Origin of the sequence: Mesorhizobium sp. M0998 (assembly GCF_040318885.1) — a bacterium.
Lineage (GTDB): Bacteria > Pseudomonadota > Alphaproteobacteria > Rhizobiales > Rhizobiaceae > Mesorhizobium.
Genome location: NZ_JAMYND010000009.1, coordinates 153,975 through 173,345 on the forward strand (window position 1 = coordinate 153,975; position 19,371 = coordinate 173,345).

General features: G+C 58.7%; 12 protein-coding genes and 7 pseudogenes. 13 read left to right on the forward strand and 6 right to left on the reverse strand.

Annotated features, from left to right (window positions below):
• Positions 1 to 529: 529 nt before the first annotated feature.
• A pseudogene (locus NKH59_RS11410) lies at positions 530 to 803 on the reverse strand (integrase core domain-containing protein); the annotation flags it as partial.
• Positions 804 to 1,172: 369 nt separating this feature from the next.
• On the opposite strand from NKH59_RS11410, the gene NKH59_RS11415 reads away from it, so the two are divergent.
• From NKH59_RS11415 to NKH59_RS11430, 4 genes are all read left to right on the forward strand, one after another.
• Positions 1,173 to 1,634: a cobalamin-dependent protein gene (locus tag NKH59_RS11415; protein WP_353021944.1), complete on the forward strand. Its 462-nt coding sequence runs from the start codon at positions 1,173 to 1,175 to the stop codon at positions 1,632 to 1,634.
• Between the two features lie 8 nt (positions 1,635 to 1,642).
• Complete coding sequence (locus NKH59_RS11420; RefSeq protein ID WP_353021887.1) at positions 1,643 to 2,674, forward strand: aspartate-semialdehyde dehydrogenase; 1,032 nt, start codon at positions 1,643 to 1,645, stop codon at positions 2,672 to 2,674.
• Positions 2,671 to 3,837 carry an amino acid kinase family protein gene (locus NKH59_RS11425; protein ID WP_353021889.1) on the forward strand — a complete coding sequence of 389 codons (1,167 nt, stop codon included), beginning with the start codon at positions 2,671 to 2,673 and terminating at the stop codon, positions 3,835 to 3,837. The genes NKH59_RS11420 and NKH59_RS11425 overlap by 4 nt, the downstream gene beginning before the upstream one ends.
• Positions 3,838 to 4,182: 345 nt before the next feature.
• Positions 4,183 to 4,650: a hypothetical protein gene (locus NKH59_RS11430; RefSeq protein ID WP_353021891.1), complete on the forward strand. Its 468-nt coding sequence runs from the start codon at positions 4,183 to 4,185 to the stop codon at positions 4,648 to 4,650.
• Between the two features lie 616 nt (positions 4,651 to 5,266).
• Here the strand turns inward: NKH59_RS11430 and NKH59_RS11435 are convergent.
• Together NKH59_RS11435 and NKH59_RS11440 are read right to left on the reverse strand one after the other, a co-directional pair.
• Positions 5,267 to 5,734 carry an aminotransferase class III-fold pyridoxal phosphate-dependent enzyme gene (locus tag NKH59_RS11435; protein ID WP_353021892.1) on the reverse strand — a complete coding sequence of 156 codons (468 nt, stop codon included), beginning with the start codon at positions 5,732 to 5,734 and terminating at the stop codon, positions 5,267 to 5,269.
• A gap of 741 nt (positions 5,735 to 6,475) precedes the next feature.
• Positions 6,476 to 7,054: pseudogene (locus tag NKH59_RS11440) on the reverse strand (IS256 family transposase); the annotation flags it as partial.
• Between the two features lie 381 nt (positions 7,055 to 7,435).
• Between NKH59_RS11440 and NKH59_RS11445 the strand changes: the two are divergent.
• The 3 genes and pseudogenes from NKH59_RS11445 to NKH59_RS11455 all read left to right on the forward strand — a co-directional run.
• Positions 7,436 to 8,722, forward strand: a complete 1,287-nt coding sequence (locus tag NKH59_RS11445) for an aminotransferase class I/II-fold pyridoxal phosphate-dependent enzyme (protein ID WP_353021894.1) — start codon at positions 7,436 to 7,438, stop codon at positions 8,720 to 8,722.
• A 231-nt stretch (positions 8,723 to 8,953) separates the two neighbouring features.
• Positions 8,954 to 11,443: a CaiB/BaiF CoA-transferase family protein gene (locus NKH59_RS11450; protein WP_353021895.1), complete on the forward strand. Its 2,490-nt coding sequence runs from the start codon at positions 8,954 to 8,956 to the stop codon at positions 11,441 to 11,443.
• 213 nt (positions 11,444 to 11,656) lie between these two features.
• Positions 11,657 to 12,869, forward strand: a pseudogene (locus NKH59_RS11455) (IS3 family transposase); the annotation flags it as partial.
• 36 nt (positions 12,870 to 12,905) lie between these two features.
• Here NKH59_RS11455 and NKH59_RS33525 read toward each other — a convergent pair.
• A pseudogene (locus NKH59_RS33525) lies at positions 12,906 to 13,222 on the reverse strand (IS110 family transposase); the annotation flags it as partial.
• A 587-nt stretch (positions 13,223 to 13,809) separates the two neighbouring features.
• Here NKH59_RS33525 and NKH59_RS11460 point away from each other — a divergent pair.
• The 4 genes and pseudogenes from NKH59_RS11460 to NKH59_RS11475 form a co-directional block, all read left to right on the forward strand.
• The gene (locus NKH59_RS11460) at positions 13,810 to 14,106 is read left to right on the forward strand and encodes an RNA-dependent RNA polymerase family protein (protein WP_353021897.1); all 297 of its coding nucleotides are present in this window, start codon (positions 13,810 to 13,812) and stop codon (positions 14,104 to 14,106) included.
• A 549-nt stretch (positions 14,107 to 14,655) separates the two neighbouring features.
• Positions 14,656 to 14,895 (forward strand): hypothetical protein, encoded by a 240-nt coding sequence (locus tag NKH59_RS11465; protein ID WP_353021945.1) that lies wholly within the window; start codon positions 14,656 to 14,658, stop codon positions 14,893 to 14,895.
• 66 nt (positions 14,896 to 14,961) lie between these two features.
• A pseudogene (locus tag NKH59_RS11470) lies at positions 14,962 to 15,731 on the forward strand (IS5 family transposase).
• A 72-nt stretch (positions 15,732 to 15,803) separates the two neighbouring features.
• Positions 15,804 to 16,158: pseudogene (locus NKH59_RS11475) on the forward strand (helix-turn-helix domain-containing protein); the annotation flags it as partial.
• 2 nt (positions 16,159 to 16,160) lie between these two features.
• Here the strand turns inward: NKH59_RS11475 and NKH59_RS11480 are convergent.
• The gene (locus tag NKH59_RS11480; protein ID WP_353021899.1) at positions 16,161 to 16,892 is read right to left on the reverse strand and encodes a hypothetical protein; all 732 of its coding nucleotides are present in this window, start codon (positions 16,890 to 16,892) and stop codon (positions 16,161 to 16,163) included.
• 380 nt (positions 16,893 to 17,272) lie between these two features.
• Between NKH59_RS11480 and NKH59_RS11485 the strand changes: the two genes are divergently transcribed.
• Positions 17,273 to 18,088 (forward strand): SDR family oxidoreductase, encoded by an 816-nt coding sequence (locus NKH59_RS11485; protein ID WP_353021902.1) that lies wholly within the window; start codon positions 17,273 to 17,275, stop codon positions 18,086 to 18,088.
• An 18-nt stretch (positions 18,089 to 18,106) separates the two neighbouring features.
• Positions 18,107 to 18,583 carry a hypothetical protein gene (locus NKH59_RS11490; protein ID WP_353021905.1) on the forward strand — a complete coding sequence of 159 codons (477 nt, stop codon included), beginning with the start codon at positions 18,107 to 18,109 and terminating at the stop codon, positions 18,581 to 18,583.
• A gap of 241 nt (positions 18,584 to 18,824) precedes the next feature.
• On the opposite strand, the pseudogene NKH59_RS11495 reads toward NKH59_RS11490, so the two are convergent.
• Positions 18,825 to 18,944: pseudogene (locus tag NKH59_RS11495) on the reverse strand (transposase); the annotation flags it as partial.
• Positions 18,945 to 19,371: the final 427 nt, after the last annotated feature.

Genomic DNA, 19,371 nt, shown 5'->3' on the forward strand with positions numbered 1-19,371 from the left:
TGACGCGATTGTCGCAAATCACCTGATCTGGTTGCTGATCTCCAGCAACTCGGAGGCAGGACGAACGGCTGCTAACAGGAAGCGTCGCTGCGCGATCAGTTAGTTCAGATGGCGACTGTCCGCCATGAGGACTTTATCTCGGGCAAGCCGGACAGCCGCCCATCAGTCCGGGCCCAACCATGCCGCGAGGGTTGGCGACCAAATGCGCTTGCCCTCCAGCGAAATCGTTACCTTTCACGTTAGCTGACCCCATAGACGCGATCAGCCTCGACCATTTCCGACACGAACTCATTGAAAGTGGTCTTTGGCTCCGAACCTAGTGGTTTCCGCTTAACATAAGAGTCCTCTCTGATTGGGATCGTTAGATCGAGCCACTCCTGCACTTGGACCATCCCGCAGGTCACTCACTTCTCTTCGCGGTCGGCGCTCGTCCGCCGCATGATGGGGTAGGAGAGCGAGGCGTCTCAATCTGTTTCACGACCTTGCCGAGTTTTGACCGGCAGGTTCGGGATGACCTGCCACTGAATTTTCATCCGGCTGCAGTTAGAGCCTCGGCGGGTTTTACGCCGTATGGCGCGGGTTGAGCAACGGGTGATCGGCGGAGCTGGTCGGGGTTGCGCAGCCGATCGTCCGTTGCGGTGAGATTGGCGGCATAGGCCGCAGGCGTGATGTATCCGAGCGCCGAATGTGGGCGCGATCGGTTGTAGTCGTCTAGTCGTCTGCCCATTCGGCGATGGTTGTTCGGGCATGGTCGAGGCCGAACTCAGCAACTCGTCCCGCATCCGCCCGTTGAAGCTTTCGATCTTGAATCACAAAACCGACTGATCCGGAATCCCCTTCGATTCCGTCAAATCAGGAACCGTTCTAGGTGGAGGGTTCGAGGGCTTCCCCTGTCAAGCCGCCACGGGCAAGCATCGATACAACGGCATCTGGTAGTTGACGCTCCCGCTCACATCCCCGCGACCGCGCCCGTTTTTACCCACACGGTCGCGCGTGGCAGGCATACAGCACTGGTGTAATGGATGCTTTCTCACCGAGAGGCACGGCCAGCGCACCCAACACTGCCGCCTACCGGTCCTGGTAGTTTCTGAGAATTTCATGCCCGCCTAGTTTGTGCACGGACATCCCCAGTCGGGAACCTGACGCGATCTCAAAAGGAGGAAGCAGTGAACATGTCCGCTAATCCGCGACCTGCCGTCGAACAGTCCTCTGGAGGTCGGTTCATAATTCTTGGGGTTGCCGAAAGTGATGCTCATGTGGTTGCGAACAAGCTGATCGAATACGAACTTAGCCTCGCTGGATTCAGTGTGATCAACCTCGGTGCATGCACACCGGTCAACGAGTTCGTGGCCGCATTTCAGTCGCATCCGTACGCCGATGCTATAGTTATAGGCAGTTTAAATGGCCATGCTTATGAGGACTTAAAATCCATCCGAGACGCGAAGAGGGATCTTCTGATCTCATGCCCAGTCATAGTAGGCGGCAATCTTGGCGTCACCCGAGAACAGGCAGCCGAAACAAAAGAGGAATTGCTTTCGCTCGGCGTGGACTACGTACTCCAAGACGCGGCAGAGTTACCGCTTCTCTTGCACCAACTCCCGCGACGGAACACTGTCATCGCGACTCCCGAATGAGGGATATCATGAAAGCCTTTGATATTTCAATCATTGGGGCCACTGGGGCCGTCGGAGCTGAATTAATAAGGCTGCTGGAATCAAGCCGAATTCCGGTCTCTCGGTTGCGGCTGATAGCGTCCGGCAATTCGAGCGGTCGCCAGTCGAACTTTCGAGAGGAAGTCTGCATCGTAGAGCCACTCCGAGAGGTGGACGATATCAAATCCGACATCGTATTCTTTTCGGCAGGCGGCGCAGTAAGCGCTGCATTTGGGCCTCGGTTCGCAGCCCAAGGCGCCCTGGTGATTGACAACTCGAACGCCTTTCGAATGGACCCTGATGTACCACTTGTCGTACCGCAAGTTAACCCGAGTGCACTCGCCGTTCGCCCGCGCTCGGGTATAGTGGCAAACCCAAATTGCTCCACTATCCAGCTGGTCAGAGCTCTGAGACCGCTGGTCAAGGCATTTGACGTTCATCAGATCATATTAGCCACCTACCAGGCCGCCTCAGGGGGCGGCCTGGTAGGGATTGACGAGCTATTGAACGGGACCAGAAGCGCGCTGGACGGGCGTGCGGGACCAAGCGCGGAGCGTTTCCCTTTCCCACTTGCGTTCAATGCGATTCCCCAAGTTGGCGAGATAAGCCCGGAAGGCGTAACGGTCGAAGAGCATAAGCTGGTTCAAGAGTCTAGAAAAATCTTGGGCGTGCCTGATCTCCGGTTGACCTCCACTTGCGTTCGAGTTCCCGTGATGAACGGGCACTCCGAGGCGGTTTACCTTGAGTTCGAAGAGCCGGTTCGCCTCGAACAGGTTCATGACTTACTCGCGAAAGAGCCAGGTGTTCGGCTCTACGCAGACGGAATTCGCGAGGGATATCCCATGCCGCGCTTTCTGGAAGATCCAGCGGAAGTTCACGTCGGGCGGGTTAGACTAAATCCAGGGGATCCGTGCGGGCTCTGGATCTGGGTGGTCGCAGACAATCTTCAGGTTGGGGCTGCGCTTAACGCACTTCTCATCGCACAACTTTCAATTGCCAACAACCTGATTGGTGGAACATGAACGCGACCGTTCTGAAATTTGGAGGTTCTTCTTTTCTGCATCCTGAAGACTACGGCCGAGTTGCTGGGCACATAGCCGACCGACTGGCGGCAGGCGAAAACAAAATCGTTGCAGTGGTCAGCGCGATGTCGGGAACAACCGGAAACCTGAAGACAGTCATGCTCGACGTCAACAAGCATGCATCACCGTCGAGCCTCGATGCGGCACTTGCAACCGGAGAGATGCTCAGTGCCTGCCTGTTGGAGGCAGCCGTGAGTCGGCTAAGGATTCCGGTAATGTCTTTGAACGCCTATTCCCTTGGAATACGTACGAATTCAGACTTCGGTCGCGCTTCAATACACAGCGTAGATCCTAAGCCAATTGCTGCAGCATTTCAGGAACATGACGTTGTCATTGCCGCTGGCGGACAGGCAATTGATCAGTCCGGCAGGTTAACGATGCTCGGCAGAAACAGCTCTGATCTGACATCGATCGTAATCGCGTCCATGTTGGGAGAGCACGCTTGCGAAATATATTCGGATGTTCCGGGCGTCTATACGGCGGACCCTCATCTCCTCCCGGAGGCACAGCTGATTCCGGAGATTGCGTATGGGACAATCGCACAGATGTCGCGACATGGCGCAAAGGTACTGCACCACGGGGCGGTGGATTACGCCGAAAAACACGGGGTCACCATTTTTTGCAAATCGCTCACCGGCGAAGGAGCCGTCACCGGCACAATTGTAGCAGGCCATGGGAACACCCGTTCCGTGACAGTTTCTCGCGACGCGGCGGTGTTATCGTGCGCCAGCCTTCAAGAACGCGACCACCTCCGGTCTCTTCTTGATGAAAACGGTATCACCGCGATCTGTACGGACGACATCGACGGGCCTGGTATATGCATTTTGAGCGACATTGATTTCGCAATGCGGTTTATCGAGCTGACGGGCAATCGCTCGATCGCCATTGGATCAAGAACCGCAGTGACAGAGGCTGATTCTTCAGAGTTGCGCGTCCACTTGGACGATGATTATGAGCGCGCCATTTCCCTGGCGCGCCAGATTCATGAACGAATGTATCCTGGAGCAGTTGGCGAACCGTTTGGGTCGAGAATGGCTAAACAGCGCTCGGCTTACAGTTCGCTGCTTATCCCCGCAAATAATGCCCCAGGAAATGTGCAGTAAGGCTCTGGGCCAAATATAACCATTCACTATGGACGCCTGTTCGTCTCCGCGTTCGTTGGGAGACACGAGCTGCTCCAGACCGAGAGATGCGATCGTGTCCAGGGAGTGCTCCAATCGCCTTCGTCATCGGCTCCTTTCCCCTCGTTGATGCAGCGCCTGCCGGTCGGCGACAGAAGCGGCAGGCGAGTGCTGGGGTCGATGGGTGACAGAGGCGAGATAAGAAGAGGGGTTGGAGGATAACCTCCGCAATCTCTGCAAACGAGTCAGCACCGGACGCTACCGGCACCGGTGCGGCGGGTCTATATTCCCAAAGCCGCTGGCGGTAAACGGCCTCTCGGGGTGCCGGTGCTGGAAGACAAGATCGTCCAAAGCGCGGTGGCCGAGGTGCTGAGTGCTGTCTACGAGCCCGACTTCCCGGGATTTTCCTACTGCTTCCGGCCTGGGCGGAGCCCCACCGTGGCGCTTGATGACCTGCATACGGGCATCATGAGCCAGCGTGTGAACTGGGTGCTCGATGCCGCAGCTTCTTCGACTCGGTCGACCACGAGTGGCTGCTGCGGATGGTGGCGCACAGGATCGCTGATCCTCGTATCCTACGGCACATTGGGCTGTGGTTGCGGGCTGGCGTCCTTGAGAGCGGCGAGAAGCAAGAGACGGACAGGGGTACCGCAAGGGGCGGGCATCAGTCCGCTCCTCGCCAATATCTTGCTGCACTACATCCTCGATCTCTGGGCCCACCAATGGCGTCGTCGCCATGCACACGGTTGCGTTGTAATCGTGCGTTACGCCGACGAACTTCGTCATGGGCTTTGAGAAGAAGGCCGATGCAGAGGAGATACTGTTGACCCTCAAGGCGCGGCTGGCCGGCTTGGCCTGACACTCCAGAGGACAAGACGCGGTTGATCGAGTTTGGGCGGTGCGCGGCCCTCTCAACGACAGCGGGGGGCGAGCGGCGACCCGAGACCTTCGCCTTTCTGGGCTTCACCCACTACTGCGGGCGGACCCGGGATCGCCGGTTTATCGTGAAACACAAGACGAAAGGGAAACGCCTGACGCGCAAGCTGACCGCGTTGCGCCAGGATGCCTGACGGCTCATGCACGCGCCAAATGCTGCGCAGCACAGGTGGTTCGCCGCCGTTCTGTGTGGACACTACGGCTACTACGGCAGGCCGCACAACTACCCAGCGCTCGACGGACTCCATCGGCAAATGCGCCGGATATGCTACGGCGTCTGAGACGGCGTGCCCAGAAAAGCCGGCGCATCGGCTGGTCGGAGTTCGAGGCCTGACGGTGCGCTTCCCCCTATCAACTCCGTGCAGTGGGCATTTGCCCCGCGTTTGGACCGTTCGTCGCGGCCGCACGGTTCCTGCCTGAACATGAGGTTACACGCTGCAGCAGAACGCCGGCGCATCGGCTGTCGCCGCCTGCATTACGACCTCCAGCCGGGAATGCCTAGCGACGGTGGTCGACAACTCCTGTAGGCGCTTGCGTGCACGGACTTGTCCAGAATGTCCAGACCACGTTGAAGCGTCTGCCGGTCAATCGTCAAGGGAGGAAGAACTTTGATAACCTGGCCCTCTGCGCCGCATCGCTCTACCACCAGCCCATCTTGAAAGGCCTTGCGGACGATTTTTTCGGCCAGTTTGCCCATGCCGCAATCGAGGCCCAGCATCATGCCCCTTCCGCGCACGGAAAGGCTGAAATCTCGGCTGCCTTGTGCAACCTGCCGAAGGCGCTCGCTCAGGATTCGTCCCGTTTCCGTAACACTGCCTGACAGCTTTTTATTCGTCCAATATTTCCGCAACGCAGACGTTGCGGTCACGAATGCTAGGTTGTTGCCTCGGAACGTTCCATTGTGTTCGCCCGGCCGCCAAACGTCTCGTCTAGGTGTAGACACAATGGCGCGAGCTGGCCTGCAGGGGCGCGGCCTAATATTTGTGTCACCATCTCGGCCGCACCCGACGCGTCGTCGGTTATGACGATATTATGCGAATAATTGAGGCGGATGGTATTGAGGTCAAGCCGGGAGATCTAGTGTGCTTTTACTCAGGTTTTGGTGACCTTGTCGTTTCATCTGCGGGCAAGCTCGATCGCTCTGACTTACAACCTGCCAACTGCCCCGAATTGGATGGACGCGATCAACGCCTGCTCAAGTTCCGCGCTCATCTCGGACAATTTCGGGATAGAGGCAATTCCCGCACGGGCGGCCGATGGTGAAAAACATGCCTCATTACCACTCCACGAATTCTGCCTTTTCAAGGTCCGGATGCACTGGGGGAGCTCTGGTATCTTACGGAGCTGGCCAAGTGGATGCGGCAACGACAACGACGATATTTCCTCCTGACTGCGGCACCGCTCTGCCTTCCTGGCGCTGTGGGCTCGCCGGTTACGCCGCTGGCGACCGTTTGCGTCATCGTGTCCCAGAGAGTGGTGTAGCTGACGGCTTGGCCGCCGCGCTCTCCGGCATGGGGCCGGACTGATCAGCGTGCCACGAGTGGGAGGCGATGAGAGGATCATCGCTCATTTGGCTGATGGTTTCCAGCCTCATGTATCTGGCGCACTGCACGGCCCATTCATCGTTCTGTTCGAGCAAGATCGCGCCAACCAGGCGGACGAGGGCGTCATCATTTGGGAAGATGCCGATGACCATGCCCAGCACCTCGCGCCGGCCGTCCGCGTTGACGCCGACAACGATGATGAGGCGACCGAGACGATGCGGCCGCCGCGGCGCACCTTCAGGTAGGTAGCGTCGATCCACAGGTATGGCCAGTAGCCCTCGATGGGCTTTCAAGGAACGCTTTGACCTTGCCGTCGATCTCTTCGCACAGCCGGCTGACCTGGCTTTTGGAGATGCCGCTCATGCCCATGGCCTTGACCAGGTCGTCGACTGAGCGGCGAGATACCCTGGGACGTAGGCCTCCTGGATGACGGCGGTCAGCGCCTTCTCGGCCATGCGGCGCGGTTCTAGGAAACCGGGGAAATAGGAGCCCTTCCTGAGCTTGGGGATGCGCAGCTCGATGGTTCCCGCTCGCGTCTCCCAATCGCGCTCGCGATAGCCGTTGCGCTGGGCCGTGCGCAACAGGTTCTTCTCGCCATAGGCGGCGCCAACCTCCAGCTCCATCAGCCGCTCGGCGGCAAAGCCAATCATCTCGCGCAAGAGATCGGAATCCGGAGTCTTCTCCACGAGCGCGCGCAGGTTCATCATGTCGTCGGTCATCGATGGTTCCTTCGAATCAGGTTGGTGTCAGCAACCCGACCTTAACGGCGAACTGTCGATGACCACCGCAAAGCCGCTCGCTCGCTACAGCGCTATCGAGGGCGCGCTCGCGAGCGGCTTCGCTACCGCCGAGCTACACCACCTGTGGGGAAGCGACCGTTTGCGTTGTTCGCGCCGGCTTCACGCTCGACCCCTATCTGGGTTGGTAGGTTTTCAATCGACATGGCCAGTGGTTGAGTTGGCTTGAACCAAGGTGCCGATCGAACTGCGGCAAGATCTGTGCAGCACTTCAGTTCGGACCCATGTCGCCAACCCGCGCTCTTGTGCCGACTCATCTGAGCGGTCGCGGCGTATTTTGGGCAGATCAGAATGGAGAATGAAATGCAACAGCGAATCGCTCTCTCGGATGGTGATCGCCCGACCGAACACTTTCGGAACACCCCTTACGTGATCAACGAGAGCAGGACGTATTTCGATGCGGCCCACGCGGCTGGTCTCTTGGCTGTCCATGGGCGTTCCACGACAGGGCGCACTTTTGCTTTGGGCACCGGTCCGCTTGACAGTCGACCGCAGGTGATTGATTTCGCGCGATGCTCCTATCTGGGTCTCGACAACCATCCTATGATCATCGCCGGTGCGATCGAGGCGATTGAGGCGCACCGGTCATTGCACTGGTCCTGCGCACGAACGCGACTCAATTTCGATCTTCTGGCAGAGCTTGAAGCAACCCTGTCACAAATATTCTCCGCGCGCGTGCTCGCCTTTTCCAGTGTCATGCTCGCCAATCTCGGCGCGATGCCACTGCTTGCTTCGGGCCAATTGACAGGCGGGAGGAAGCCGGTCGTTGTGTTCGATCGCGTTGCGCACATCTCGCTCGCCTATCACAAGCCGATGGTGGCTGATGAAACGCGGGTGGAAACGATTGAGCACAACGACCTTGCCGCTCTCGAACGCTTGTGCCGCCAGGAGCCCGTGGTCGCCTATGTATGCGACGGTGTTTACTCCATGGGAGGCCATTCGCCGCTCAAGGAACTGCGCCAGCTCCAGCAACGCTATGGGCTCTTTCTCTATATCGACGATGCCCACGGCATATCGCTGTTCGGACGCCACGGCCAGGGATTTGCGCGCTCTCAGTTTCCGCAAGGGCTTGGTGACCGCACGATCATAGCGGCCTCGCTGGGCAAGGGATTCGGCGCCTCGGGCGGCATGTTGATGCTCGGAACGGCCAACCAGGAGGCTCTGTTTCGACGGTATTCCATCCCCCATGCGTTCTCGGCGGCCGCCAATCTGGCGGCGGTTGGCGCGGCGCTTGGCTCATGCAAGATTCACCGCTCGGCAGAACTCGGCCAGCGGCAGAGGCGATTGGCGCAACGCATAGATCTCTTTGACCGTCGTGTCGCAACCACCGAGCAAGGCAATTCACTTCCGATCAGAATGATCGCCATCGGATCGGAGACCAAGGCGATTGCAATCGCAAGAGAGCTTCTCGATGCAGGCTTCTATACCTCGGTGACGTTCTTCCCGACCGTCGCGCAAGGAATGGCGGGGATCCGCGTGTGCATTACGGCCGATCATGAGGTCCGAGATATAGAGCGGCTGTGCGACCGCATTTTCGAAAAGGTAGCCGACACATCCGGCAAGCCCCGTACGGGGCCGATCCTCCCCTGAGGTGTTGATGACGATTCAGCGGAGGAATTTAATGGAACTGCGAGGTACGACCAAGTTGCTGACAATTATGCGGACAGCACGGGCCATTGCGGGCGGTTGCTACCGTGATCACAAGAAAATCGACTGCACGCTGGCGCTGGCGAGGCTTTAAGTAGGCGCGGTTGCCACAGGCTCGCATCGCGTGGCCGACGATGTTCTGGAGCATCAGCATGGCCGGGGAAGGAGCCCTCGATGGGAGTGTTATCGCATCTGCAGGTCGTCGAGATCGGAAGCTCGGCCGCAACCAGTTATTGCGCGCGGCTGTTTGCCGATTTTGGCGCCGACGTTCAGAAGGTCGAGCCGCCAACAGGCGATCCACTTCGCCGCACCGCGCCAGTCACGCCGGGTGGACAGAGCGCGTGGTTCGCATTCCTGAACTTCAACAAGTCTAGCAACATCATCGATGCCACCGACCCGGACGCGATCGCCCGGCTGACGACACTAATCGAGAACTGCGACATTCTGATCGATGGCCGCGATGTCGGTTCCGCGGATTGCCCGTCCGTTGATATCGCCGCAATCCGGCAGCGGCGCCCCGGGTTGACCTACCTCGAAGCGAGCTGGTTCGGCCGCGAGGGGCCCTATGCGGGATTCGTAGCAACTGATTCGACCGTCCGCGCGCTCGCTGGCTTGGTCAAGCTGGCCGGACCGGTCCAGGGCCCGCCGTTGCACGCGCCCGATTTCCAGACGGGTATCCTTGCCGGCCTGTGGGGCTTCATTGCTGTGGCTTCTTCGGCGGTTGCGCGAATGCAGGGCGGGGCAGGGCGATCATGGTCCCTCAGTATTTTCGAATCGAGCCTCGCTGTCAGCGAGTATCTTATATTCGAGGCGTTTGCGCGCGGCGACGTGATGCACCGGATTGGCACTAACCGCTTCTGGCCGGGCTTTCCGGTCGGCATTTACAAAACCAAGAGGGGTTGGCTTGGCGTCACGACGTGGACCCCGGCACAATGGCGCGCATTCTGCGACATGCTCGGCCTATCCGAATTGCGTGATGATCCGGCTCTGGTCCTCGCCGAAGATCGTCTGCAACACATGGAACATATTGAACGACAGTTCATCCCAAAGCTGAGGGAGCGAACAGCGCAAGATTGGTTCGAGGAGGGATTGAAACGGAAGATCCCCATCGTGCCAGTACCGGAAATATCCGATCTGCTCCGCGATACCGAGAAAAAAGCGCGCGGCGCGATCGTGCCTGTCTTGCTTGGCGAAGAAAAGGGCTTGACCGCGGGCTCGATGCAGCGGCTGACATTGACGCAGCCGCGCCGGGGAGGGAAGGTTCCATCTCCCGGCGAGCAGCAGGCTTTCGCGAATGAGCGAACACACTTGACCGGCACCGCATTGACGTCGTCCGGCTGCATCGATGCCGACTCGCAGCCGTTGCAGGGGATTCGCGTGATCGACTTCTCGATGGGCTGGGCGGGCCCGTTGTGTACGCGCACCCTGGGTGATCTCGGCGCGGACGTCATCAAGATCGAGGCTATCCAATATCCGGACTGGTTTCGCGGTGTTGATCGAAGCCCTGCTTACCTCGACGACCATTTGTACGAAAAGGCGATGTGCTACTGCATCATGAACCGCAACAAGCGCGGTATCACACTCGACCTGACGCGGCCGCAAGGCCTCATTCTTGCAAAACGGCTTATAGTGGGAGCCGATATTGTCGTCAGCAATTATTCGGTCGACGTGCTGCCGAAGCTCGGACTCGGGTACGACGTGCTCAGAACGCTCAACCGACGCCTTGTCATGATGTCGATGTCAGCCTTTGGTGCGGACAGCGTTCATCGCGACTGCCGGGCCTACGGCTCAACTCTCGAGCAGGGCTCAGGGTTGCCGAGTGTGATCGGAGATCCCGACGGGCCGCCCGTGATGAGCCACGTCGCCTTCGGCGATGCCGTTGGTGGGTTGAACGGCTGCGTTGCAGTTCTGGTTGCACTGATTCATGCCCGCAACACCGGGCAGGGACAGTTCATTGATCTTGCGCAGATCGAATGCATGATGCCGTTTGCGGCACCATGGATCACCGTCGGCTCGATCGGCGGTATGTCGCCGAAAAGGTATGGCAATCGACATCCGCAGTTTGTGCCTCATGGCTGCTTCCGGTGTACGGGTGAGGACAACTGGATCATGGTAGCCGCGACCGACGAGGACATGTGGCAGAGGCTCGCCATCCTTATTGGCCGGCCAGATTGGGGTGCGGACCCATCGCTGAAATCTGCGGAAGCTCGCCGGGCCGTTGAGGATGACATCGAGAGAGGCATCGCAGCCTGGACGCGCATTCGCGACGCGGATGAGGCCATGTCCGAGTTGCAAGCAGCAAAAGTTGCTGCCGGCGTGGCTCGCATGCCAAATGACCTATTTAAGGATCGGCATCTCGCCTCGCGCGCATTTCTGCAAGAAGTTGAACGCGCTTTCGTGGGCTTACATCCGCAGCCCTCGATGCCGATCCGCGAAGGTGCGGGGCCTTATGCGATACGCACAGCGGCGCCGACACTCGGACAGCATAACAGAGACATCCTATCAGGGCTTCTCGGCCTCTCCGATACCGAGATCGCGCAATTAGCGAGAGAGGGCATTATCGGTATGGCCATGCTCTCCGAGGAGAGCTGGCACAAGCAGAGAAGGTGTCGTCAGACAAATCGACACTACAGTCCCGAACGACCTGCCCCTCAGCACTTGTAGATTGACGCCCGCTGATTAGGTTAGATGTTTGATCCCAGGCTCACATGACGACGCTGATGTCAAGCGGGGTGTTCGGGCGGCACGTGCCTCCAATTGGCTGCGGAATCCAGCTAGGCCCAATTGCGTGACGCGGCTCGGTTTGAAGTGCCCCCCATTTCGACCGGACAGTCGGCATAAGCAGAAAGGCTCAAGCACAGGCTTGGGGATAAGCTTATGTCCAAAGAGTATCGACGCATTGAAGTGATAACGGGCGACGTCCGCCGCAGGCGGTGGACAACCGAGCAAAAGCTGCAGATCATCGAGGAGAGCTTTGAGGCGGGCGAGACGGTATCGTCTACCGCCCGCCGGCATGGGGTTGCGCCAAATCTCCTTTATCGGTGGCGCAGATTGTTGAGCGAGGGAGGGGCAGCCGCCGTGGATTCAGACGAACCTGTCGTCGGCAATTCCGAAGTCAAGAAGCTCGATCGCGTGCGCGAGCTGGAGCGCATGCTCGGCCGCAATACGCTGGAAGCCGAGATAGTGCGCGAGGCCCTTTCCAAAGCCCAGTCAAAAAAACCGATCTCGCGGCCGCTCTTGTTGTCGAAGGACGGTTCCCGATGAAGACGGTGGCCGATACCTTGGGTGTCTCCCGCTCCAACCTCGTCGAGCGAATGCACGGCAAGTCGAAGCCTCGTGGTCCCTATCGCAAGGCCGAGGATGCAGAGGTGCTGCCAGCCATCCGAAGGTTGGTCAGTGAGCGGCCGACCTATGGCTATCGGCGGATCGCCGCCCTTCTCAATCGGGAAAGGCGAGCCGCCGATAAGCCAGCCGTCAACGCCAAGCGCGTCCACCGCATCATGGGTCATCACGCCATGCTGCTGGAGAAACATACAGCTGTGCGCAAGGGGCGTGTCCACGATGGCAAGGTCATGATGATGTGCTCGAACCTGCGCTGGTGTTCGGACGGTCTGGAGTTCACCTGCTGGAATGGCGAGGTCATCCGTCTCGCCTTCATCATCGATGCGTTCGACCGGGAGATTATCGCCTGGGCGGCTGTCGCCAATGCCGGGATATCGGGCTCCGATGTCCGCGACATGATGCTGGAGGCTGTCGAGAAACGCTTCGGCGCGACCCGAGCGCCGCATGCCATCGAGCACTTGTCCGATAACGGCTCGCCCTACACGGTGCGGGAAACCAGGTTATTTGCTCAGGCACTTAATCTGACGCCCTGCTTCACACCCGTCGCCAGCCCGCAGTCCAACGGCATGTCCGAAGCGTTCGTCAAAACCTTGAAGCGGGACTACGTCCGCATCTCAAACCTTCAGGACGCCGAAACCGCGCTCCGGTAGATCGATGGATGGATGACAGATTAAATGAATCCCACCCTCACTCCGCGCTCAAAATGGCTTCTCCTCGGGAGTTCATCAGGGCAATCTCAACACTAGCCGACTGTCCGGTGAAACGGGGAGCACTCCAAGTCGCGTTAGCCCGATTTCATAATGGCACCTTCGATAAACGCGCCTGCGGCCACGTATTTCCACAGCGCAACGAGCAGCTTCCTTGCCAAGGGCGACCGACGGTTATCTTCTAGAGGTCCCCTGATTGCGCCTCACGCTCGTGGAACTAGCGGGCAAGCGCCGAGCCCGGCTGATTGCGCAGCCAACCAGGCCAACTTGACCATCGTCCTTCCCATCCGGGGGTTACCGGCTTCGACACGCCTTGCTCGTGTTGGACCGATCCGCTCTGCCGCAAGTTTGCTTAGGGCGATCTGCGGGCGATATCGAAGTGCCGGAACAGCCCTATTTTCTGCGTCGAGATGGCCCGGACGGTCGGGGCCCTTAATCGGCTTGAGCTGCTGCTCAAAAACGTCGAGCCAGTCGAGGCCGAACGCAACGCCCTGTTGCGGTACAGCGATCAGCTGCGCTAAACCGTCGCTCGCGAGAATGCTGCTTGATATCAAGGGTATAGGCCTGAGATCGCCGCCCTTTTTCGCCCCGACAACAGGAGGCAGGTCTCAGCCTATGTGGGTTTGGCCGCTGCCGTGGCAGAGTGGATTGTTCTATCACGAGCAAGGCGTCTCGACGGCGCTGGTCAACGCGGTGCGTAACTTCAGAAACGGCACCGCATTGAGAAAACGCATACCTAGTCCGCGCTCAATTCGCTGACTGTTTGCGCGGCTTGCGGGCACAAGCAATCCGTTCGAGAATTTAGGATCCAGCGTCACGCAATAGACTGAAGAAGCCGAGCGCGCAGATTGTCTGGTCGGGGCCTGATAGGCACGTACGTTCTCCAGCCCCAGACGGTCCGGCGAACGCCCAAATACGGCTGAACTGTCACCTTCATGAAGGTAGGATCGATTGCGTGGCGGCGACAGATTGCGAGGCGTCATGTCCTCGATCGCGCGGCTGCGTAATGGGCTCACCGCAGAACCCGTCAACCGCGAAATCCCCAAGCCCGACGGCGGGTCAGAACTCGCCGTGCCTTGCGCAGTCGACAGACCGACCCAGCAAGCTCTGCTGCAGATCCGCCAAGAGCAGTGGGACCCGATGTTCTCGGAGCACAGCTACGGCTTCCGTCCGGGACGCTCTGCCCATCAGGCAGTAGTCCAAGCGCAATGCTACATTGCCGAGGGTTACAGCTACGTGGTGGATCTTGATCTCGAAAAGCTTTTTCGATCGGGTTAATCACGATAGCCTGATGGCGCGTCGCCGCCAGGGTGTCTACAACGGGCGCTCAAACTCATCCGTGCATTCCTCAATGCAGGGATGATGGAGGACGGCCTCGTCCGTCCGGTGGACGAGGGATCCCACAAGGCGGCTCGCTCTGCCCCTCCTAAGCAACCTCCTGCTCGACGATCTTGACAGGCAACTGACCCGACGTGGCCTACCGCTATGCTGACAACGGCAACATCGATGTTCGCAGCCGCCGGCGAACGGGTCATGGCCTCTATCGGCCGATTCCTGACCGTGAAGCTGCGGCTGAAGGTCAACGAGGAAACGTGCGCTGGGCGCGACCGGAGGAGCGGAAGTTCCTTGGGATTCAGCATCTCAAATCACGGGAGCGAGCGGCGCATCGCCCCAAAGGCCCTCGCCAGATTCAAGACGCGGATCTGGGACATGACACGCCGACCCCGGGGCATCAGTCTGCCGCAGCTGATCAAGGAGCGGAAGCCATAGCTCGTCGGTTGGCGCGGCTACTTCGGCTTCTGCCAGACGCCTCGAGTACTCACACACCTGGAAGCGTGGATCGGCCGAAGACTACGCAAGTATCTCTGGGGGCAATGGGGGAACGGGCACAACCGCTTCAAGGAACTGCGTCGTCAAGGCGTACCAAAGTTCGGAGCTCCGGTTGCCGCCGGTTCAACGACGGGATTCTGGTGCATGTCAGGACACCCGGCGGCCCAACAGGCCCTGTGCAACCATTACTTCGTGTCTCTCGATCTCCCTCGCCTCCACGTCTCTGCGAAAGCTTAATCCGATCAAACCGGGTGCTACGGACCCGTATGCCGTTCTGTTTCAAGGCTTCTTTTGGAGACTTGAATGCGTCGTTACGAACTGAGCGATTTTGAATGGAGCGTGATCCAGCCAAACTTGCCTTGCAAGGTTCGCGGCGTGGCAGGTGTCGATGACCGGCGGGTTCTCACGGCATCCTGTGGCGTTTCCGAACCGGCTCACCCTGGGCCGATGTGCCGGAGCGCTATGGCCCCTACACCACCTGTTACAACCTGTTTGTTCGATGGCGCAAAGCCGGGGTCTGGGATCGGCTTTTGGCGGCGGTTTCCAAGGCTTTCGACGATGACATCGTTATGATCGACAGTTCCTGTGTTCGCGTTCACCAGCACGCGGCCACGGCAAAAAAGGGGGTTCCGACGATGGTTGCATGGGACGTTCCCGTGGCGGGCTCACCACGAAAATCCATGCGCTTGTCGATGCCGAAGGCAGGCCGATCGATCTCGTCCTGATCGCAGGACAGGCCCATGACGGCAAGCCTGCCGCTGCCATGCTGGAAACGCTCAAGCCCATTGCGATCCTGCTTGCTGACCGCGCCTACGACAGCGACGCGATCCGAAACCTTGCCGCGGAGCGAGGCGCTTGGGCCAATATCCCGCCCAAGAAAAACAGAACGGGCACCATCCCCTTCAACTCATGGGTCTACAGGCAGCGCAATCTCGTCGAGCGATATTTCAACAAGCTCAAATAAGTTCAGAGGCATAGCCACCCGATACGATCGAGATCCGCTCAACTTCGTCGCCGCAATCAAACTCGCTTCAGTCCGTATCTGGCTACGCTATTATGAGTCTGCGGCCTAGACTAGCCTAGTCATCTGGAACTGAAGTTCGTTACATTGTAAGCTGTTTGCTTATTCGATCGAGAGTGCAGCGATGGCGAACGCGACAGGCCGACCGACGGCGCCTCTGTTCTGGGGCGGGGAGAGCGCGAGTATCTGGAACGACAGGTGCGTCAGCAGCGTGTGGCGCGATCCATGTCCGAGCGGTGCCGGATCATTCTTCGTTGCGCCGACGGCATTCCCAGCAAGGCCGTTGCAGCTGAGCTGGGGTGCATGAGCACACGGTCGGCAAGTGGAGGCGCCGCTTCCTCAAGGATCGCGTGGAGGGTCTGCTGGACGAAGCCCGGCCAGGCAGGCCCCGGACGATCGATGACGATCAGGTCGCCGCCGTGATCGAGCGGACGTTGCGCTCCACGCCCAGCGATGCGACCCATTGGTCGATCCGATCTGACTAGCTCGGTTTGTTGTGAGAATCAATACGGCTCCTCAACTCCTCGCCGGTTAGCCAAACAAGCCAATCGTCGTCTACAATCTTCTCTTCTACCAGCTTTAATATTGACCCGCCCGGTTCATGATGCGGCATTTCATATTGCGCAACGACGCCCTTTTCTAGTGACCAACGCGCTACAAGTCCACATAGGAAGTCTGGAGCCCACAAGGCAAAAGATACGCCGAATGCTATTCCTGCCGCGATCCTGGGCACGCCCTGTCCTCTGTAGTCTTTCCGCACCCAAAGATCCCCGAAGTAGGATACCTTCCCGGTGATTTTCTTTGCACTCGGTGCCATGCAAGTACAACTGTCGTGAGGATGTGCGTGTATGGTAGGGTCAGCATAAAACGCCTTCAATGACTGAAGATGTTCTGCAAAATTGCTGTGTGAAAGGTCATATAGTCGAGCAGCATCAAGAAGCGCGACTTCGCCATTATAGTCGAGGCCGACAATCCAAAATCCCTCGCCTGCTGTAATTGGCGAACGATCTGGCCGAAAATTCGGATAGGTTGGACTCTTTGTTGGAGTGGCCCGTGTGATCGAGACATACTTATGAAAATCGAATCCTATCGAAATGTTGATGCCCTTTTCGGTGGCGTCGTCATCATATACTTGAAGAAATCGTGAGATGTTCAATGGGTTAACTATGCTTTTCACCAAGGCAGCTTTCCCTATCGTGATGATCTGCGTCATGGGCCGGCGCGCTCGATAAATGAGTACACGATTTAACGCGGATCGAGATGCTACCTACTTTCGTAGCTTGCAAGGAAGCCATCCTGATGCTGATCATTCGATGAGGATTCCCCGAAGCTTTCTCGCCAAAGATCGTCGACGCAGTCATGCGCCTGATGAAGCAATAGGCATCGGTCTTGTATATCGTGGAGCAGAAGTTGACCGTGGCTTTTGATCAGGACCTATCTAATCTATGGGACACATTGCATCCACGAGGGCACACGGATGGAGCCGTTCCGCTGGAACCAGGACTGCCTTTTGTGTCTTTGCCGGCAGGCCATCGGTGTGGCGGCCGCCCGGATTGTCAACGGAATCCGTTAGAATGAGCAGCAGGAGATTGTATGGGCTACCTCGACGAACTCTTTTCGATGACCGGCAAGAAGGCACTTGTGACCGGCGGCTCGACCGGCATCGGACGGATGGTTGCGACCGCCCTAGTCCAGGGCGGCGCAGACGTCATGATCGCCTCCCGTAAGGGCGCCGATTGCGAGCGCACGGCCGAAGACCTCAACACGCTTGACGCACCTGGCAAAGCGGAAGGGTTTGCGGGAGACATCAATTCCGAAGACGGCGTCACCGAACTGGTCAATGAAGTGAAAAGGCGGACGGACAGGCTGCACATCCTCGTCAATAATGCCGGCGCCACCTGGGGTGAGCGACTTGACACCTTTCCCTATAAGGCGTGGGCACGCGTGCTGAGCGTTAACGTTACGGGGCTTTTCCATCTGACGCGCGAGCTTCTGTCAATGCTTGAAAAGGCGGCAAGCGACGAAGACCCCGCGAGGATCATCAACCTCGGCTCGGTGATGGGAACCCAACCCGTCGCCGAAGGCGCCTACTCCTACGCCGCCTCGAAGGCCGCCGTTCATCACCTGACGCGCACGCTTGCGCAGGAGTTCGCGCCACGCCGGGTCACCGTCAATGCTTTCGCGCCCGGTACCTTCCGGAGCCGGATGACTGCTTTCGCCACCGCCAACGACGAACAGGCACAACGGATCGGCAGTCGCGTCCCACTGGGCAGGATCGGCAGGCCCGATGACATAGCCGGCGCCATGCTGTTTCTATGCAGCCGAGCCGGCTGCTATGTCACCGGAGCGGTCCTGCCGATCGATGGCGGTCAGTCGGTGCAGCACGGCATAAGCTTCTTCGGGAAATAGCGCGCCAGGAGCTTTTGTTTGGAGTCAGTGACGTTTGACGAATTGAGGGCCAGCGCGGGCAAGGAAACTGGCGTCACCGTGGCGCGCCGTCACATAGAAGATGACCGCCCAATGGACGCGATGATGATCACAGTTCATGCACGTCGACCCAGAGTGGGTTCCGAAGGAGCCGTCCTTTGGCGGCTCCATGGCGCACGGCTTATTGCTGATGTCAACGCTCTCAGCGATAACGTGGGACGACGCACCGAGATGACTGAATCGTTGGCGCTTCCCAAATCAGAAATTTTGATCAACTGCCGGGAATTGAGGCCGGCAGACATGTCGAAACCCCTGTCGCTGGATTTTCGTACGCTGTTCTCGCGCTCGGTAGATTCCACCTTCATCATCAGCGCCCAGGCGATGGCGCGGTTTTGTTGGCCAGCGCGGCTTGCGCACCAGCATTTCACGAGCCGAATGGTAGGCCTTTACAATGATGAGCAGACGCCGCAGCGTTAGACTTGCTTCCACAGACCCGCTGGCACGGCCGCTCTTGTTCCGGATTCCAATCAATCGAGCAATTCAAGTCCGGCATCCAATCCGACTTCCCGCATCACGCCAAGTGCCCAGCCGCCGGGGAGAGCTTCTCAATCGACCTACCAGGTGCCTGCTTCATCAAGGAATCCTGACCTGATGTGGTGGACGGCCTCCGCTCCCGGCATTGCAATGTGCCAAAGTGTGGTTGTCGAAAGTCACACGGCCCAGGCTTGGGCATCAGCGGCGCGAACTGCTCCCACTCCTCATCCGTCAAATCAGACGGGTAGCGCTTGGTCTTCTTGGCGATCTGGGCCATCCGGCCACGACTCTGCTTTGTCCACATCCACAGCTTGAATCATAACCCAGCCCCAGACGAAACCCCAGCCAAGCCGATTTTCAAAACGGCCTCTTAGCGCTCGAACCCTATCAGATTTGGTAGCTGCCCAACCGACGTGGCCAATGGTTTAGTTGGTATGAACCAAGGGGCTAACGAGCAGTCCGCAAGACCTGTACTGGACCCAGAGTTCGGCCCGATATCGCCAAACTGCGCTGTCGTGCTGAATCATATGGAGCGGTCGGGGCGTATTTTAGGCAGATCAGAGTGGTGAATAATATGCAACAGCGGATTGCTCCCTCGGATGGTGACCGCCCGACCGGACTCTTTCGGAACACCCCTTTAAGTGATCAACGAGAGGAGAACGTATTTCGATGCGCACCGCGCGGCCGGTCTCATGGCTGTCCATGGGGGCATTGGATGCCCTAATCTTGAA

Coding starts and splice junctions, on each gene's coding strand:
- NKH59_RS11450 (WP_353021895.1), top strand. CDS start 8,954: ATGGGAGTGTTATCGCATCTGCAGGTCGTCGAGATCGGAAGCTCGGCC.
- NKH59_RS11415 (WP_353021944.1), top strand. CDS start 1,173: ATGTCCGCTAATCCGCGACCTGCCGTCGAACAGTCCTCTGGAGGTCGG.
- NKH59_RS11480 (WP_353021899.1), bottom strand. CDS start 16,892: ATGACGCAGATCATCACGATAGGGAAAGCTGCCTTGGTGAAAAGCATA.
- NKH59_RS11460 (WP_353021897.1), top strand. CDS start 13,810: ATGTCCTCGATCGCGCGGCTGCGTAATGGGCTCACCGCAGAACCCGTC.
- NKH59_RS11485 (WP_353021902.1), top strand. CDS start 17,273: ATGGGCTACCTCGACGAACTCTTTTCGATGACCGGCAAGAAGGCACTT.
- NKH59_RS11425 (WP_353021889.1), top strand. CDS start 2,671: ATGAACGCGACCGTTCTGAAATTTGGAGGTTCTTCTTTTCTGCATCCT.
- NKH59_RS11445 (WP_353021894.1), top strand. CDS start 7,436: ATGCAACAGCGAATCGCTCTCTCGGATGGTGATCGCCCGACCGAACAC.
- NKH59_RS11420 (WP_353021887.1), top strand. CDS start 1,643: ATGAAAGCCTTTGATATTTCAATCATTGGGGCCACTGGGGCCGTCGGA.